The organism is Actinoplanes nipponensis, from assembly GCF_016862275.1.
GTDB classification, from domain to species: Bacteria; Actinomycetota; Actinomycetes; order Mycobacteriales; family Micromonosporaceae; genus Actinoplanes; species Actinoplanes nipponensis.
Map to the genome: position 1 here is coordinate 1 of NZ_BOMQ01000117.1, position 932 is coordinate 932.

1 protein-coding gene is annotated in these 932 nt (G+C 66.2%); it reads left to right on the plus strand.

All coding sequences use genetic code 11. The features are described 5' to 3' along the window. The first annotated feature begins 41 nt into the window (after nucleotides 1-41). Nucleotides 42-913, plus strand: a protein-coding gene (locus Ani05nite_RS40705; protein WP_203777570.1) for an IS5 family transposase whose coding sequence is annotated in 2 segments (ribosomal slippage) — nucleotides 42-408 and nucleotides 408-913 — 873 coding nt in all. Because the reading frame shifts where the segments join, the coding sequence is not laid out codon by codon here. The last annotated feature ends 19 nt before the right edge of the window (nucleotides 914-932 follow it).

Consider the following 932-nt stretch of genomic DNA (forward strand, 5'->3'; position numbering starts at 1 on the left):
TAGGCCGTGTCCTGCCGATCAGTTGATCAGTTCTGGTTGATGTGTCGGGTGTTGGGCGTGGTGAACTGACGGACAAGGCGTGGGCGGTGATCGCACCGCTGCTGCCGGAGCCGGGTCGCCGGTCAGGACGGTGGCGTGATCACCGTCAGGTGATCAACGGGATCTTATGGAAGCTATGGACCGGGGCTCCGTGGCGAGATCTACCGGAGCGTTACGGCCCCTGGAAGACCTGCCACGAACGGCTGCGGCGCTGGACTGATGACGGCACCTGGGACCGGATCCTGGATAAGGCTCGGGTCTACGACGACGGCCAGTCGGTCGAGTGGGTCATCAGCGTGGACTCCAGCGTTGTGCGTGCCCATCAGCACGCCGCTGGAGCCCGCAAAAAGGGGGATCTGCCGGCGGTATCGCCGTACCGGCGGCGGACGGTGAAGCGCTGGGCCGCTCGAGGGGCGGGTTGAGCACCAAGATCCATCTCGCCGTCGACGGTCGGGGCCGGCCGTTGTCAGTCCTGCTCACGCCGGGCCAGTCCGGCGATAACCCGCAGCTATTCGCGTTGCTGGACGCGATCCGGGTTCACCAGGGCGGGCCTGGCCGGCCGCGTAAGAGGCCGGACATGCTGATCGCGGACAAGGCCTACGCGTACGACCCGACTCGCAACGGGCTGCGCCGCCGCGGGATCGCCCACACGATCCCCGAACGATCTGACCAGGTCGCCCGCCGGGCTGCCCGAGGCAACCTCGGCGGACGACCGCCGTCGTTCGACAAGGAGATCTACCGTCAGCGAAACGTCGTGGAACGCTGCTTCAACCGGTTCAAGCAATGGCGAGACCTGGCCACCCGCTATGCCAAACGCGCTGCTCTCTACCGCTCATCTCTGCTGCTCATCGCGGCTCTGATCTGGCTTCGATGATCGGCAGGACACGGCCTAG